Genomic DNA, 14683 nt, shown 5'->3' on the forward strand with positions numbered 1-14683 from the left:
TCGCTCAACGTGCGGTCCGGAGGGCTGCAATTGATCTTATCCAGAGCCTCCGGATCACGGACGCCCGATCGAAACAGTTTTTGAGCGGGAGCGCCTACAAGGCGGTGCACATGCGCGGCATCGTTGGCTCTATTGCGACTTCTTCGGCCCGCGCCGTCTCAGAAATCGAGCAAACTGGGCTTCATCCGTTCGAAGGCCGCTGGCCGGCTTCACGTTGCGGCTTGCACGCGGGATTGTTTCGCCCGGCTTTGAAAGAGCGAGGACAGCCGGATGGACATAGCTCTTGCGGCAAACGGCAGGCGTGTTGTGGAGGACTCCCGCCGCCGCCTCGCACATTTGCTTGACTGTCGGGTGCCGGCCCTCCTGCAGAGCTTGCCGCGCGACAGCAAAGGCAGCAACGCTTCCCGCCCAGGTTCTGAACGTCTTGGCGGAGATCGGGGTGCCGGAAATATCGGCGAGGTAACGATTGAAACGGCCGGACTCGATAGGTTTAGACTTGCCGTCGGGCCCCACTGACACGAAGAGCTGCCGCCCGGGAAGCTCGGCAATCTCCTCCAGAATCCGCTGTAGCCGGGGATTGCGCAGGCGCCTTCGGATCCGCTGCCCGCCCTTGCCCTTGAAGTTCAGCTCGATGCGGCCGTCGCGGATCCTGAGATGTCGCTTGAGAAGCGTAACGGCGCCGTAGCTGCCGTTCTGTTCCACGTAGCTCGAATTCCCGATGCGAAGAGGTGCTTGATCGAGCAGAGCTGTCAGTACAGCAAGAATTGTGGTCGGGTTGTCAATCGGCCCATTCATCTGTTTGCGGACGGTTCGCCGCATCCGTGGAAGCGCTTTGGCAAAGGTAGGAAGCTGGTCGTACTTGGCGCGGCTACGCAATTTCTGCCAGGCATCGTGATAGCGATATTGTTTCCGGCCGCGCGCATCATAACCGGTTGCCTGAAGGTGACCGTTCTTGTTCATGCAGATCCAGACACGCTCGTAGGCTGGCGGCAGTCCAAGCGCCTCGATGCGCGCAATGATGCCGGGGTTCTTCAGGGGCGCGCCGTTCGGGCGTCGATAACAAAAGCCGTTGGCCGTGCGCGACCGGCTGTAGCCCGGTTCCCTGTCTGAAACGTAGACAAGGTCGGGTTCCGCCGGTGATGCACTCTCGCCTATCTTCAATTAGATCCGCCCCATCAACAAGAGGACCAACACGACGACGACCAGAACGCCCACGAGACCGGATGGCCCGTAGCCCCAACTCGAAGAATGGGGCCAGGCGGGAAATGCGCCAACCAGCAGCAGGATCAGGATGATCAGCAGTACGGTTCCAAGCATCTTACGGTCCTTCCGCTATTTGTGCCGTTGGTTGATAATCATTGCAGGACCTCGATGACCTCGCGGGTCTGCGGATTGATGAGCACTCTCCGGTCGTTAAGGACCACGTAGCCATAGGTAGGCTGATCCGGGATCGTATGGATCTCGACGGTGTCGGGAAGGCGCGTTCCGACCACCAAGTCGCCCTGATAGACTACGGAAGGGCTGCTCTGCTCAAGGACGTATGTCTTAACTTCACCGGGCACGACAACGGTCATCTGCGCCACGGCGATACCGCCGAAGGCGAGGCCCGCGAATACACTTGCTAGGATGATTCTCTTCATGATCAAGCCTCCTAACTTGCGGGGACTAACCGACGAGCACGGGAATGGTTCCGAATGCCGCAAACAGGCCGGGCGGAGTGGGGTGGGTGGGCGAGCGTCTTGCGGCAAGGGTGCCGTGACGATGTCTATTAGCGGCTCAGCATCGGTTGCCTATCCAACGGAAATATTGCGCTTTTTCGCGCTTTGGTTCCGGTTCCGGTTCGATGGACTGCGGCCGGTCGATCAACTTGGCCGGAACCCGCGGTCGTCCTCCGAGTTTATTTGTCGAACAGGAGGAACGATGGTGAAAACGATCGAAACGAATGTCGATGCCGGTGCCGAACGTGGCTTCGAGTGTCAGTTGGCGATGAGCGATCAATTTCGGCTCCTGACGGAATGTGCCGAACGCGCCGGTTGGTCGTGGGACGAAATCGCGATCGCTTTGCTGGACTTGACCGATGATTATGTTGCCGCCATGCGCAGGCCGCTGGAAGCAGCTGTGGAAGCAGCCGTGGAAGGCGCCAACTTTGTCCCGAAGAGCAACACGCGGCACTGAGGTGGCTGGCATGCGCTCCGCACCAGGGCATCCTGCAGTCATGCTCGCAGCCGGGAAGCTTGGCTTCCACTTCCGGGGGGCGTATCCTTCGCACGGTTTCGCCACTACTGGCGACGAGAGCACGGCAGGAACGACCAAGGTAGAAGCGATGGCTTCGAGCAAGAAGACAGATGATGAAAACGATCGCTTGCTGATGGGCGATCCGGCTCTTCGTGCGGTCGAGCCGGAGGTGGAACGAGTCGATGATGTCCCGGACCGGCTGTTGATACTCGCCAACAGGCTGCAGAGGGCTCTCGATTCCCGGCGAGCCGCAACCGCGCACAGCGCCAGAACTGAGGTGGACAGAAAGATCGAGGACGAACGATGATGCCGGGCCTGCAGCATTTGCGGGTGCTGGTGGCGGAGGATGAGTTCTATGTCGCAAATGACATCGCCCTATGGCTCGAGCGGGCCGGGGCGACCATCATTGGCCCCACACCAACAGTGCAAGAAACCTTGAAGAGCCTGTCGAAGGCGGACGATATTCAGGTTGCCATCCTCGACATCAACCTGAATGGAGAGTTGGTTTTTCCCGTAGCGGACGAACTCGCGCGCCGTTCGGTGCCCTTGATCTTCTTCAGCGGCTACGATGATGTGAGCGTTCCGGAGCGGTTCAGGTCGGCAGCGCGTCTGAGCAAGTGCGCTGGCTCCTCAGACCTGGTTAGCGCCGTTTTTGAGCAATACCTCCTCAATGTGTCGACCCTTGCGCCGATCTACGGCGGCCTGTCCGATCAACTCGTCACAGATCTCGTTCCTGGTTTGCGTCTCCGGGCCAGGGTGCTGATGTCGAGCGCCAAGGCGGCGGATTTTCTCGTCGAGCGGACACTCGAACGTGCGATTGCCTTGGCTGCCACGAGAGAGAGGGCACAGCCGCTCGATACGTGGCTACATGAGTTGATGACGATCATTTATAGCGAAGGCCCATACGGGCAGAACTGAGAGCGACCATACCCGGTTACCCAAATGACGGGTGAGTGTAAATTGGTGGTTCACGGACTTCGTCCGGGTTGGGCGTGCGCTTTTCATCCGGCAGATCTTCGGGTTCTGGTTCCTCGATCGGGCGCGGTGTCCGGTTCGGCTTTGGTACCGGGGGCGGCTGTTCGCCGGGTCTATATGGGCTCGGGCTCATTTCGCTCTCCTCGTTTCCATGAAGAACCGGCGTTTTCCCGCATGGTTCCGAGAAGTTTTTGGGGATCGTTGGGGGCGGCGCTTTCGAGGGTATTCGACGGATCCGCCAATTCGGCTTGCTGGTCGTCAAACGGGGCACCGCAGACGAGAGGAGACTGCTCGCAAGACCACGCGGGAACGGCATGCGTGGCTCGCCTGGTGCGCAATCGACGGATTCCGGCATTGTCGCAGAACCCTTGTCGGCGCGGCGATCCGCCGAGGTGGAAACGGAACAAATCCATGTTTTCAGAGTTTGCAGAGCGCAACACTTGAGGAGGGTCAGCGTTATGGACGACAGGGATGAACTCATTCGCCGGCGTGCCTATGCGATATGGGAAAGCGAGGGACGGCCCGAGGGGCAGGACGAGCGACATTGGGAACAGGCAAGCCGCGAACTGGCTGAAACTGAGCGCCCCCATCCCACGCAAGAAGCCGACGACGATACCGGAACCATTGTTGCGCCGTCGACGGCTCCGCACGGAAAGGCCGGTCGCGGAGCCGATGAATCTTGAACGGGAAAGGAGAACATCCATGCGAATTGCCGAAATCATGACAAGGGACGTTCACATTGCCAGTCCGGACGACACGATCTCAACGGTTGCGCGGGAGATGGCCGATAACGACATCGGCTTCCTGCCGGTCAGCGATAACGATCGCCTGGTCGGCATGATCACCGACCGCGATATCGTCGTACGCTGTGTCGCGGATGGTCGCGACGACAAGACCCGTGTCGGCGATATCATGACTGCCGACGTCAAATACTGCTTTGACGACGAAGACGTGTCCGAGGTTGCCCGCAACATGGGCGACGAACAGGTGCGCCGCCTGCCGGTCGTCGATCGCAACAAGCGCCTCGTCGGCATCGTTTCGCTGGCAGATGCGGCGCGACGCGATCCTGCGCTCGCGGGCATCGGCCTTAAAGGCGTGACCGCTCCGGGGGGCGCTCACAACCAAAGGCCATAACGATGGCTGACACCCGCGATCGGCGCTCACTATGGCGCTCCCCGGTCCTGCTGTCCGCGTCCGAGGAGCATGCTTGGGCGCGAGAAGTCGCAGTTCACGCCCACGCCGGCCAGCGCGACAAGGCGGGTGAACCTTATATACGGCATTGTCAACGTGTCGCCGATGCCGTTCAGGGTGACAAGGCCAAGACCGTTGCCTTCCTGCACGATGTCCTGGAAAAGTCGCCAGGATGGACGGCTGAAAGGCTGCTGGATTCCGGCTTCTCGCCAGAGGTCGTTGCCGCCGTCGAATGTCTGACGAGGCGGCCTGGAGAAACGAAGGATGCGTTGACGATCCGTGCCGCCGCCAACCTGCTTACGCATGAGGTGAAGCGGGCGGATCTCGGCGACAATCTTGCCCAGCTTGAACGCCAAGGCAAAAGCGGCGCCGAATACAGGCGCAGGCTTCACCTGCTTGAAGAAGTGGTCAGCGATAAGGAAGGCGCGGCGGCGGGCCTCGAGCCCGGCGATGTAGGCCTGACGAGTGAAGCGCGGCTTGCCCGCATTGATGCCGCTCGCAGCGCACTTCGTAGCCAGTATACCGCTCGTGTCGCGAAACGATCTCTCGTCGTTCTTTTCGGCCTGGCGATCGTCGGTGCGTTCTATTTGATTTTCATGCAGTGATCCGAACGTGCCGGTTCATTCAACCGGCACGCCGTTCATGCGGTAGGCGAGCTCGTCACGAGCTCGGCTGAGCCTGCTCTTGATGGTTCCAACGGCGCAGTCGCAGATATCGGCGGCTTCCTTGTAGCTCAGGCCGTAGCCGGCGACGAGGACCAGGACCTCCCGATGGACGGGGGCCAGCGTTTCGAGCGCAGTGCGCAATTCGCAATTCAGCACACACCACTCCTGCGGCGGCGCCATGGGTATCGGCAATTCTGCGCAATCGATGACGCCTGGCGCTTCGCGCCGGCGCAACTTGTACTGGGTGCGGAACGCATTGTGCATGATGGTGAAGAGCCACGACTTCAAATTTGTGCCGGGCTCGAAACCATCGATACCGCGCAGCGCGCGAAAAAGCGTTTCCTGTAGGAGATCGTCCGCCTCGAAGCTGGAGGTGACAAATGTGCGTGCAAACGCTCGCAACGCCGGAATGAGATCAACGACCTGGTTTTCCAGCGGCTGCGAATGCTCTTCCTTCTTGAGGGTGGAAGGCATGGGGAAACTGCCTTTCGGGATAGTTTGTTGCTGTTTTAACAATGCGTGGTTGGCCTTTATGTTCCGCCTCCGCGCTACGAGCGCCGGGGATGAAACCGAAGGGAAGTAGCGGAACCGTCATCGCTTCGCCAAGCGCTCGGCGGCCCTCCTAGAGCAAGAACATTCCGGCCGTTGCAGCCAGCATCACCAAGGCAGTCGCGCCGCCGAGCGTCAACATCCACCAGGGCGCCTTGAGCTGGCCCATGATGTGACGATTGGCGGCCATCATCGTCATCATGGCGATAAGGGGGCCTGCGAGCATGCCGTTTGTGATCGCGCTCCAATAGAGCAGCAGGAACGGGTCTACCCCGACGAGAAAGACTACGGCACTTCCAAGCGTCGCCACGGCGATTGTGCCATAGAAGGCCTTTGCCCTGCGCGGTGCGCGATCCAACCCTTCGGGCCACTGAAACAGTTCGGCAACGGCGTAGGCCGCCGAACCCGCAAGCACTGGAACCGCCAACATGCCCGTTCCAATAATGCCAGCGGCAAAGAGCGCAAAGGCGACATTGCCGGCGATCGGTTGCAGAGCTTCTGCCGCTTGTGCGGATGTCTCGATGTGGGTGGTCCCGTTGGCGTGCAGTGTCGCGGCGGTCGCAATCATGATCGACAGGGCGACGACGCCGGACAACGCCATACCGACAAACGTGTCTATCTCAATGCGCACGAGCTCCGGTTTGGCGGCCTGCGGGTTGGCGCCCAATCTCTGGTGATGCCGTCGTCCGAGTTCTTCCACTTCCTGGCCCGCCTGCCAGAAGAGCAGATAGGGGCTGATCGTCGTTCCCAGCACAGCGACGAACGCCGTGGCTTGCTCGCCGCCGAATGTGAACGAAGGAATGAAAACGCCACGCGCCGCCTCCATCCAGGGAACATCGACGACGAAGACGACCGCGACATAGGCAAAGAGTGAAAGTGTCAGCCACTTCAGAAACATCGCATAGAGTCTGTATCGTAGGAAAATCTCTAGCAACACGCAGGCGATGCCAAACAGCACGGCATAGACGAGCTGTGGCCCGCCGGCGAGCAGGTGTAGGGCGGCGCCCATGGCTGCGAGATCGGCGCCGATATTGATGACGTTCGCGACCAACAACATCAACGTGGCCACGCGCGCCAATGACGCGGGGTAGTGCCGTCGCAGGTTCCGCGCGAGACCTTGACCGGTGACGGCACCAATCCTGGCGCTCAAGCCTTGCACCCCAACCATGAGCGGGTAACAGAACAGCACGGTCCAGCCGAGGGAAAAGCCGAATTGCGCGCCGACCTGGCTGTAGGTGGCTATCCCGCTTGGGTCATCATCGGCAGCACCCGATATCAGGCCCGCGCCAAATTTGCGTGAGAAACTGCCGCCCTTTTGTTCGGGCAAAGTCGTTGATGAACGCCGCCCATGCTTTCCATCGTCGCCATCTTTGTCAAATGTGCTCGTCTGCCGGAACGGATCCACCATGATCGGCCCTCCGTTACTGGAGTCAGTTCAGCGTCGAACGGCCTTGCCAAGCGATTGTTCCCTCCCCTCCGGCTGCTCTCCGGCGCTCCCACTTTGCCGCGTGGCGCAATTCGGACTGCGCGGAGGGGTCGCCAGATGAGAGGATGTCCGCTGCTATGCGGTGACGTTCAGCTTCCCGCTGATGTATCGAAACTCTTGCGTCTTGCCGCCGTAGCCGTAGGCGGCGGCCGGCACCTCGTGCACGAGAATGTAGCTCTCCGAATGCAGCCTGCCGAGAAGTTGCTCGAAGCGGCCGTATACCGCCTCCAGATAGGCAGCCATTTCCGGCTTCGTGTTTGTCCCGTCGACTACTTTGATGTCCAGCCAGAAGCTGTTCAAGTCCTGTGCCGCCAACGACGTGCCGCCGGCGAACCAATGGGCGGGATCGATGTAGGCGACGGCTATCGCGGTGATCGTCGGGTCCTTGCGCAGGTGCGTGGCGGTCAGCTCGCTGACCGCAGCTGCGATCCGGGAAGAGAGAGCCGCGTCGGCCTTGCCGCTGACCGTGATGTTGATGATAGGCATGGAAGGCTCCTTTTGGTGAATTGTGATCCGTTGTTGAACTCAATGTGCCATCTTACTTCGTGAATAAAAATCGAATTGTTTAATATCGAGGCTTCGATTATTGTGAAGTATGCAAACTTTCGATCCCGACCTGCTCCGAACGTTCCTCGCCTTTGCCGAAGGCGGCTCGCTTGCTCATGCGGCTGCCGCAGTGGGCCGCACCGCTTCCGCTGTCACCGCTCAGATGCAGCGGTTGGAGGCAATGGTGGGAGAGCCGCTTCTAGCACAGGCGGGGAGAGGACGTGTTCTGACGCCGGCTGGGGAGGAATTGCTCGTTCATGCGCGGCGGATTCTCGAAGTCCATCGGGATGCGTGGCTCAGCCTCAAGGGCGCGAAGGCCGATGGTCGCCTGACGCTCGGCTGCACCCAGGACTTTGCCGACAGCAATCTGCCTGATCTCTTACGTCTCTTTGCGCGCACACATCCGCGCGTGCGCCTCGATCTCCGGGTTGGGCGCTCCCGGGAGCTGACGGTAGGCTACGACCAAGGAGCGATCGATGTCCTGATCGTCATGCGGGACGGCGCGCAACCGGACGAGATCGCGATGCTGAGCGAACCGATGCTGTGGTTATCCGCATCGGCTGATCCGGTGCCCGCCGGTGGTGAGCTGCCGATCGCGGTACTGGATCCGCCCTGCGGGTTTCGCTCGGCGGCCACCAGTGCGCTCGAAGACGCCGGCCTTGCCTATCGTATCGCGGCGACCAGTCCGAGCCTTTCCGGGTTGCGTGCTGCGGTCCGCAGCGGCATCGCGATCACGGCACGGACCGCGCGATTTGTAGGCGAGGGGGTCGCCGTCGCGCCCCAAGCCTCGTTGCCGGCGTTGCCGAAAGCGGAGTTCAGCCTGCGGCTCAAGCCGAAGGCGGACAGGGCAGCCTCCAGTCTCGCGATGCTTCTCGCAGAAGGATTGCCGAACGAGAGCAGCAGACCTTGATGTTATCTTGGAGGCCAACGGCAGCTACATTTGCACGGTCATGCCGCCATCGACGGTCAGTGTAATGCCGTTTACGAAGCTTGCAGCGGGCGAAGCCAGGAACACGGCCGCCGGCGCGATCTCTTCCGGTCGGCCCCAGCGTTTCAGGGGAATGCGGACGTCAACGAAAGCCTGGAGCGCCGGATCGGCGGCAAGTGCCGCATTGGTCTCTGTCGCGAACCAGCCAGGCGCGATAGCGTTGACCGTCAACGTGTCGGAGCCAAGCTCGACTGCAAGCGAGCGGGTGAGTGCATCAAGGCCGCCTTTTGCGGCGGTGTAGGCTGGGTCTCCAGGGCGCGCGGCGAAGGCGGCGATGGAGGTAACGAAGATCAGCCGCCCGGAAACCGAACGGCGAAGGTAAGGAAGCGCAGCCTTCGCCATCCCATAGGCCGCCGTCAAATCCGCGTTGATCAGAGCCGCAAAGGAGGCGGGATCCATGGCGTCGGTGCCACGCCGGTCGCGTTCGCCAACCGCATGGATCAGGATGTCGAGCTGCCCTGTTCCCGCTACCGCCGCGTCGACAATCTCTGGCGCATCCGTCGCGACATCGCCCGGGGCAATATCGAGTGCGATGCCATTTTCGGCAAGCTGCCGGCGCACAGCTTCAAGTGTCTCGTGGTTGCGACCGTTGATTGCCACCGCCGCGCCGGCTGAGGCGAGAGCCTTTGCCATTTCAAGGCCCAGCCCGCGACCGCCGCCTGTCACCAGTGCCGTCTTTCCGGTGAGATTGAACATATCGGTCCCCGATGCCCGTAATTTCCTGGTCGAAGCGAAATCAAATCTTCAGGAATGAGGTTTAGCGCCTGTCTCTCCACCCGCCAACCTCGGTGCAGCCGCGGCACCAATTTCCGAATGCGTTCGGCGTGTACTCTCGGGGATCGAATGGCACACGCATGCCTCGAACAAAGGGCGGACGCGATCGTCAGGGCAAGTGGCCTTGTCGAGGTGGATAGGCAGATAGCCTAGGGCGGCCCCCCCCGGCGGGACATGTCGGGGATCTCGATCCCAGCGCCCGCCACGACTTGGTAACGATTGGGATGTGACCCGACCGCACCATGACGGCGCGGTCGGATTTCTCGAGGAGCTGGCTGATGCCAGGCGCCTTACTTCATCGTGTAGACGTCGATCGAGAAGTATTTGTCGTTGATTTTCTTGTAGGTGCCGTCGGCACGGATTTCGTCGAGCGCCTTGTTGAGCTTCTCGCGCAGGTCATTGTCCTCCTGGCGAACGGCGATACCGACACCATCGCCGACAAACTTCTTGTCGGTAATCGGCTCGCCGTTGAGTTCGCAGCAGTCCTTGCCATCGGCGTTCTTGGTCACCCAGTCGAGCAGCGGCAGCATGTCGCCAACCTGCAGGTCGAGACGACCATTGACCATGTCGAGATTGGCTTCGTCCTGGGTCGGATAGAGCTTGATCTCCGCATCGGGATAGGTGGCGGTGATGTATTCGGCCTGGGTGGTGCCGGATTGCGCGCCGATCACCTTGCCCTTGAGGGCTTCATTGGTGAATTCGGTGATACTGGAGCCCTTCGGCGCGGCATGCGTCATCGCGGCGAGATAATAGGGATTGGTGAAGGCGACCTGCTTCTTGCGTTCCTCGGTGATAAACATCGAGGCGATGATCAGGTCGTACTTCTTGGCAAGCAGACCGGGAATGATACCGTCCCAATCCTGGGCGACCACTTCGCACTCGACCTTCATGCGCTCGCAGAGCGCAAGCCCGATATCCACATCGAAGCCGCCGATCTTGCCGGCAGGATCGATGAAGTTGAAGGGAGGATAGGCGCCCTCCGTGCCGATCTTGATCTTTTCCGCTGCCTGAGCCGACGACGCGGTCGCTGCCATGATGGCCAGCATGGCTGCTGCAATCTGCTTCTTCATTCGCGTTCCCCTTTGTTTGCATCATTCTTGATGCTTCCAGGGAAGACTATGTCGCTCCGGCCTATAAGCGAAATAGATAGGCGCGATAACCGTTATTGTTTTGGTTGATTGGTGTTGTCTGTCAGGTGTCACTTGTAGCGACCGTGGCGCTGAAGCACCTCGATCTTGTAGCCGTCGGGATCAACCAGGAAGAAGAAACGAGCGAGCAGGGCGCCATCGCGGTTGAAGGCGACGATCTTGCCAGGGTTGAGGCCCGCATCGGCGGCACGTTGATGCTCTGCATCGAGATCGTCGACCGAGAGCGCCAGATGGCCGTAGCCATCGCCGAGCGCGTAGGGCTCGCTTCGATCCTTGTTGACCGTCAGCTCGAGCTCGAATTCGCTCTCCTCATTGCTGAGATAGATGAGGGTAAAGGTTTCGAAGTCCAGCCTTGCGGCGACTTCAAGCCCAAGGGCCAGGCGATAGAAATCGACCGACTTCTTTTCATCGCGAACCCGGATCATCGAATGGATCGCCTTGGCCATCTACCTCTCCTTCAGCGTTGATTGCGGGCGGGGTAGCAGAGAGCGACGCTCCACGAAACCCCGCCTGGCTGCTCAAGCCTTCGCCTGCCGCTTCTTCAGTTGTTGCTCGCGGAAGAAGATGAAGAGGCCCGAGGCGACGATCAACGCCGCACCGATGATCACGGTCGGGCGGGGCGTGTCGCCGAAGAAGAACCAGCCGAAGACCACGGCCCAGAAAAGCAGTGTGTATTGCAAGGGCACGACGGTCGCGGCATCGGCAAGCTTGAGCGAGCGGTTGACGAGGATGTGCGCCAGCATCGCGACGATACCGAGCATGCCGAGTTGCACAAGTGCCTCGCCGTCGACAGGCGCCCAGCCGGAAGGGTTGGCCGCAACGCCGATGAGCGAGAAGATCAATGCGCCGACGATCTGCCAGAAGACGAGGGTGGTGTCCGGTGTCGAGCGCAGCGTGCGGCCAAGCATCAGTGCGAAGGCAAAGGCTGTGCTGCCTGCAAGCGCGATCAGCGCCGGCAGGCTGAAGCTCTCCTTGGAGGGTTCAAGCGCAATCAACACGCCGGCGAAACCGACGAGGATCGCCGTCCAGCGCCGCCAACCGACCTTTTCGCCCAGCAGGAACGGTGAAGCGGCTGCAACGTAGATCGGCGCTGCCAGCCAATAGGTCATGGTATCGGCAAGCGGCATATAGGCGACGGCGAAATAGAAGGCCGAGGCATCGATTGCGAAGAGCAGCGAGCGAAGCGCCTGCAGTCCCGGCCGCTCGACCCTGAACATCGAGCGCAGGCCACGCCTGAGAATGAACGGCGACAGGAACAGAAGTGCCGCGATGCTGCGGATCACCATCAACTGACTGACGGAATAGGTCGCGACCAGCCATTTCCCCATGACGTCGTTCAACGAAAACATCAGCATGCCGAGCAGCATGATGAGGACGCCGGTTCGGGCGGCGTTCGGGGCGGTTACGGGAGCGGTGATCACGGTCATGTTCGGGCCTTCAGCAAGTTGCGCACGCCATGACATATTCCGCCGGGCCGATCCATTGCCGTCTGCATATGGAACCATAAGTTTTGCGAATGAATCGGTTTGGGTATTGCGCCTCGACCTCACGGGACAAAATTGGTTCCGACCGGGGGCTAAATTGATTTCACCGTTTACGCCGCATGTTCCGATCCAAAAAAAGCTCGCCGCCTCAAACATTTAGATCCCAGGAATTAGCATAGCCCGTTGCGGGCGCAGTGATTGCGCCCGCAACGGGCTATGAGATTACTTCTCAAGTGCTGCTTGCGGCGTATTGCGGAAGCTGATCGCCATGCGGTTGTAGGCGTTCATCAGGCTGATCGCGATCGTGAGATCGGTGAGTTCACGCTCGTTGAACTCGGCGTGCGCAGCTTCATAGGCTTCGTCCGGCACACCCGTCTCGGCGACGCGTGTGACGGTTTCGGCCCAGGCAAGGGCCGCCCGCTCGCGCGCGTCGAAGAGGTTGCCTGCTTCCCTCCACGCCTGGACCAATGCGATCTTTTCGATCTGTTGGCCCTTTTTCAGGAGGTCGCGGGTGTGCATGTCGAGACAATAGGCGCAATTGTTGATCTGTGAGATGCGAAGATAAACCAGATCCACCAGCACTGGCGCCAGGCCACTTTGCAGGACGTAGCCGTAGACACCGCCAAGGGCCTTGGCGCCGGCCGGTGCAATCTGGTTGTAGTCGAGACGCTTGCTCATTGTTCTGCTCCTTGGGTTCGGGTCTACTTGATCGGGGTGGTGAGTTCTTCTTCATCCGTGTCGGCGACGAACACCGCCAGCAGCTTTGCCGGCGTCGTCTGGCTCGCGTTGCGGCTGACGAGGTGGGTGGACGCCGGCGGCTCGTACCAGCTCTCGCCGGCGCGGTAGGTCTGTGTCGGGCCGTCATTGACCTTGGAGACGACTTCTCCGGAGAGAACGTAGGCGAAGATGAAGGACGACTTTGCATGCGTGTGCGGAACCGAGGCACCGCCGGGGGGATAGTTGACGATCAGGGCGGTCAAGGTCTTGCCCGGAATATTGGGTATCGCCTTTTCGAAGTGCGGCGTGACAACGTCGCCGGGATCATGCGCATCGGCCGGCAGCGCCGAAGCGATAGCGACAAAGAGTGCACTTGTGACAAATCGGGTGCTCATGCTGATGTTCTCCTTGATGAGATCTGGCAAGAAGCGAGCCCCCAAGGGAGGTTGGCGGTCACTTCTGCAACGATCAGGCGACAACGATGCGGAGCGGGTCGGCAGCGTCCAGAGCTGCTGCGCGATCGGCACTCGGCGGATAGATCCAGGTGGTGTTGATCTTCGTCTTGAGCTTCTTTGCTTCGGCGCCGGTCAGCTTTACCTGACGGTCCCAACCTTCGGTGTAGACAGCACCCCACGGGCCGAGATCGAGACAGGTGACGTACTTTTCCTGGCTGTAGGGAATCGAGGTCACGCCAAGCAGATCGGCAGCAACGTTGTGCCCTGCGGAACGCCCGAGGTTCTGGGCGTGCTGGCAGCTCATCATTGTTCGGTTGCCGATATCGTCCGTTGCCGCACACGCGACGTCGCCGGTCGCAAAGACGTTTGCGTGGCCGATGACCTTCAGGTTCCGATCGACGTGAAGACGGCCGAACGAGTCCTTGTCCGCGTCGATCTCCTTGGTAATCGGATTGGCGCGGGCGCCCGCCGTCCAGATCACGGTGGCCGCGTCGATGCGCTCACCGGATGATAGCGTCACACCGTCATGGTCGATGGCGACGATCGGCGCGCGCAAGCGCGTCTCGACGCCGAGCTCCGAAAGCGCCTGCTCGATGATCGGACGCGGGCCGGGTCCGAGGTCCGGCCCGATCGCATTGCCGCGCTCGACGATCACGACGCGGACGTCCGCGTTCTCTCCAAGCGCGGCGCGAAGACGATGCGGCAACTCGGCCGCCGTTTCGATGCCGGTAAAGCCGCCACCGGCAACGATCACGGTGTTGCGCGCTCGGGTTTCCGGAAGACGACCCAACTTAGAAATGTGTTCCTCCAGCTCCGCGGCATCGGCAAGCTGGTCGACATTGAAGGCATGGGCGAGCCCCGGGATATCCGGGCGGAACAGGACACTGCCGGTCGCGAGTACGAGCTTGCTGTAGCCGATCGTCGCTTCCCGTCCCTCGTCGTCCGAATAGGTGACGGCGTTGTCCGCTGTCGAGACGGACGTCGCATAACCCTTGATGAAACGCACGCCTGCGTTGGCAAAGATCTCGGACAGGGGCGCCTTCATCTTGGCCGCATGCTTCTCGTAGAGACGGGGGCGAATGTGGAGTTCGGGCTGCGGTGCAATCACGGCAACCTCGACGGATCCGTCCGCCTTTCCTTGCTGGTCCAGTAGCCGCATGGCGCCGAGTGCCGACCACATTCCGGCAAATCCAGCGCCGATAATCAGGATTCGTTCACGCATTTCTTTTCCTCAGACAAGGCTTCGCCATTGGCTGAACAGGGCCAGCCATCGTGCGATTGCCGTTTCGGTAGAAGTCTCCAAACCGGAGACGGTTTTCGCGATGATCCAATGTCGTCGTTTAACTACGACTAACTCAGTCGTAGTTAATGAGCAATGCCGAATCCGGTCGATCTTGGAAACGCACCGTCAACGAAGGGAAGACGCCGAAGGACTTGCGCCGGCAAGGCCGCGATGTTATCTCCGACTGC

General features: G+C 60.6%; 19 protein-coding genes and 1 pseudogene. 7 read left to right on the top strand and 13 right to left on the bottom strand.

Going from position 1 to position 14683, the window contains the following annotated elements; genetic code table 11:
• Window positions 1-129: 129 nt before the first annotated feature.
• Genes IB265_RS27360 through IB265_RS27370 form a run of 3 tightly spaced genes read right to left on the bottom strand, consistent with a single transcriptional unit; the run spans window position 130 to window position 1640 of the window.
• Window positions 130-1161 carry a DNA topoisomerase IB gene (locus IB265_RS27360; protein WP_113737417.1) on the bottom strand — a complete coding sequence of 344 codons (1032 nt, stop codon included), beginning with the start codon at window positions 1159-1161 and terminating at the stop codon, window positions 130-132.
• Window positions 1162-1317 carry a DUF3309 family protein gene (locus IB265_RS27365; RefSeq protein ID WP_113737416.1) on the bottom strand — a complete coding sequence of 52 codons (156 nt, stop codon included), beginning with the start codon at window positions 1315-1317 and terminating at the stop codon, window positions 1162-1164.
• A 38-nt stretch (window positions 1318-1355) separates the two neighbouring features.
• The gene (locus IB265_RS27370) at window positions 1356-1640 is read right to left on the bottom strand and encodes a DUF1236 domain-containing protein (protein WP_192495418.1); all 285 of its coding nucleotides are present in this window, start codon (window positions 1638-1640) and stop codon (window positions 1356-1358) included.
• Window positions 1641-1920: 280 nt separating this feature from the next.
• Here IB265_RS27370 and IB265_RS27375 point away from each other — a divergent pair, with 280 nt between their 5' ends.
• The 6 genes and pseudogenes from IB265_RS27375 to IB265_RS37630 all read left to right on the top strand — a co-directional run bounded on the left by IB265_RS27375 (window position 1921) and on the right by IB265_RS37630 (window position 5006).
• Complete coding sequence (locus tag IB265_RS27375; protein ID WP_244495668.1) at window positions 1921-2175, top strand: hypothetical protein; 255 nt, start codon at window positions 1921-1923, stop codon at window positions 2173-2175.
• Window positions 2176-2185: 10 nt separating this feature from the next.
• Window positions 2186-2542 (top strand): hypothetical protein, encoded by a 357-nt coding sequence (locus tag IB265_RS27380; RefSeq protein WP_113737414.1) that lies wholly within the window; start codon window positions 2186-2188, stop codon window positions 2540-2542.
• Window positions 2539-3153, top strand: a complete 615-nt coding sequence (locus IB265_RS27385; protein ID WP_057252183.1) for a response regulator — start codon at window positions 2539-2541, stop codon at window positions 3151-3153. Before IB265_RS27380 ends, IB265_RS27385 begins: the two co-directional genes overlap by 4 nt.
• Window positions 3154-3668: 515 nt before the next feature.
• Window positions 3669-3777: pseudogene (locus IB265_RS36955) on the top strand (DUF2934 domain-containing protein); the annotation flags it as partial.
• Window positions 3778-3912: 135 nt separating this feature from the next.
• Entirely contained in the window at window positions 3913-4344 is a 432-nt protein-coding gene (locus tag IB265_RS27395; protein ID WP_057252182.1) for a CBS domain-containing protein, read from the top strand.
• Window positions 4345-4346: 2 nt separating this feature from the next.
• Window positions 4347-5006, top strand: a complete 660-nt coding sequence (locus tag IB265_RS37630; protein ID WP_192495420.1) for an HD domain-containing protein — start codon at window positions 4347-4349, stop codon at window positions 5004-5006.
• Window positions 5007-5021: 15 nt separating this feature from the next.
• Here IB265_RS37630 and IB265_RS27405 read toward each other — a convergent pair whose 3' ends face one another.
• From IB265_RS27405 to IB265_RS27415, 3 genes are all read right to left on the bottom strand, one after another.
• The gene (locus IB265_RS27405; RefSeq protein ID WP_192495421.1) at window positions 5022-5540 is read right to left on the bottom strand and encodes a sigma-70 family RNA polymerase sigma factor; all 519 of its coding nucleotides are present in this window, start codon (window positions 5538-5540) and stop codon (window positions 5022-5024) included.
• A gap of 148 nt (window positions 5541-5688) precedes the next feature.
• On the bottom strand, window positions 5689-7020 hold the full coding sequence (locus tag IB265_RS27410) for a divalent metal cation transporter (protein ID WP_309140483.1): 1332 nt from the start codon (window positions 7018-7020) through the stop codon (window positions 5689-5691).
• Window positions 7021-7176: 156 nt separating this feature from the next.
• Window positions 7177-7587, bottom strand: a complete 411-nt coding sequence (locus tag IB265_RS27415) for a 4-oxalocrotonate tautomerase family protein (RefSeq protein ID WP_192495423.1) — start codon at window positions 7585-7587, stop codon at window positions 7177-7179.
• Between the two features lie 109 nt (window positions 7588-7696).
• Between IB265_RS27415 and IB265_RS27420 the strand changes: the two genes are divergently transcribed.
• Window positions 7697-8557: a LysR substrate-binding domain-containing protein gene (locus tag IB265_RS27420; protein WP_057252179.1), complete on the top strand. Its 861-nt coding sequence runs from the start codon at window positions 7697-7699 to the stop codon at window positions 8555-8557.
• Between the two features lie 24 nt (window positions 8558-8581).
• Here IB265_RS27420 and IB265_RS27425 read toward each other — a convergent pair whose 3' ends face one another.
• The 7 genes from IB265_RS27425 to IB265_RS27455 form a co-directional block, all read right to left on the bottom strand.
• Entirely contained in the window at window positions 8582-9331 is a 750-nt protein-coding gene (locus IB265_RS27425; protein ID WP_192495424.1) for an SDR family oxidoreductase, read from the bottom strand.
• A gap of 368 nt (window positions 9332-9699) precedes the next feature.
• On the bottom strand, window positions 9700-10479 hold the full coding sequence (locus tag IB265_RS27430) for an ABC transporter substrate-binding protein (protein ID WP_192495425.1): 780 nt from the start codon (window positions 10477-10479) through the stop codon (window positions 9700-9702).
• Between the two features lie 128 nt (window positions 10480-10607).
• Window positions 10608-11003, bottom strand: coding sequence for a VOC family protein (locus IB265_RS27435; RefSeq protein WP_192495426.1), 396 nt, complete (start codon window positions 11001-11003; stop codon window positions 10608-10610).
• Window positions 11004-11075: 72 nt separating this feature from the next.
• Window positions 11076-11984 carry a DMT family transporter gene (locus IB265_RS27440; protein WP_192495427.1) on the bottom strand — a complete coding sequence of 303 codons (909 nt, stop codon included), beginning with the start codon at window positions 11982-11984 and terminating at the stop codon, window positions 11076-11078.
• A gap of 279 nt (window positions 11985-12263) precedes the next feature.
• On the bottom strand, window positions 12264-12719 hold the full coding sequence (locus IB265_RS27445; protein ID WP_192495428.1) for a carboxymuconolactone decarboxylase family protein: 456 nt from the start codon (window positions 12717-12719) through the stop codon (window positions 12264-12266).
• 23 nt (window positions 12720-12742) lie between these two features.
• Window positions 12743-13153 (bottom strand): cupin domain-containing protein, encoded by a 411-nt coding sequence (locus IB265_RS27450; RefSeq protein ID WP_192495429.1) that lies wholly within the window; start codon window positions 13151-13153, stop codon window positions 12743-12745.
• Window positions 13154-13226: 73 nt separating this feature from the next.
• A complete protein-coding gene (locus IB265_RS27455) occupies window positions 13227-14435 on the bottom strand; it encodes an NAD(P)/FAD-dependent oxidoreductase (protein ID WP_192495430.1) in 1209 nt (402 codons plus the stop codon).
• Window positions 14436-14683: the final 248 nt, after the last annotated feature.

Source organism: Ensifer sp. ENS10 (genome assembly GCF_014852025.1).
In the GTDB taxonomy this organism is placed as follows: domain Bacteria; phylum Pseudomonadota; class Alphaproteobacteria; order Rhizobiales; family Rhizobiaceae; genus Ensifer.